Genomic DNA, 646 nt, shown 5'->3' with positions numbered 1-646 from the left:
AAGGGGAGCGGGGTGGCGTGCGGAGGGCGTGGCTGGATGTCATTGCTCCGGTGCACAGGAGTTCTCATCCTCCAGGGGAACCCCCTCTGAAAGGACAGGTGTACCGATGGGAATCGCGGGCCGCACGGGACCCATCGATGCGCTGCGCAACCTGACGTTGTCACTGCAGCGCATGGTGGCGACCGAGATCGCGACCGGCGTGGTGCGTGGCACGGCGGACGGGCTGCGCGAGGAGGTACCCGACGGCCACGGTCAGTTGAACACCTTGCTCCAGGACCTGCTCACGGTGCTGAGTCGCATGGCGCACGAAGCCGCTGAGCGCGAACCGGGAGCGTCGGCGGGAGCGACCGAGTTGCTGGCGGGTGCGGCCACGGAGGGGGCGCTGAAGGCGTTGGAGCGGGAGTGGAACGAAGGAGGCTTGCCGCTCCATGGCTTCGTGGAGCGCCTCAACCAGCTCTTCGACGAAGTGGTGCGGTTCGCGCACTCCCGCACGGATGAAATCCACACACCCGGCGAGCGCGCCCAGGTGATGGCCCGAGGCGTGGTGAAGGCGGCCACGGAGCAGCTGCACGACTCCCTGCCGGCCATCCTGGAGGACGCGCGCGGCGTGGTGCCGTTGGGGGAGGAGGTGGCCGCGAAGGTGGGC

General features: G+C 69.0%; 1 pseudogene. It reads left to right on the top strand.

Annotation, left to right across the window (positions count from 1 at the left end):
- Window positions 1-106: 106 nt before the first annotated feature.
- Window positions 107-646 (top strand): annotated as a pseudogene (locus D7Y11_RS42810) (hypothetical protein); the annotation flags it as partial.

The organism is Corallococcus sp. AB018 (genome assembly GCF_003986945.1).
Classification (GTDB): Bacteria; Myxococcota; Myxococcia; order Myxococcales; family Myxococcaceae; genus Corallococcus; species Corallococcus exiguus.
This window is presented reverse-complemented; position numbering and strand designations above follow the sequence as displayed.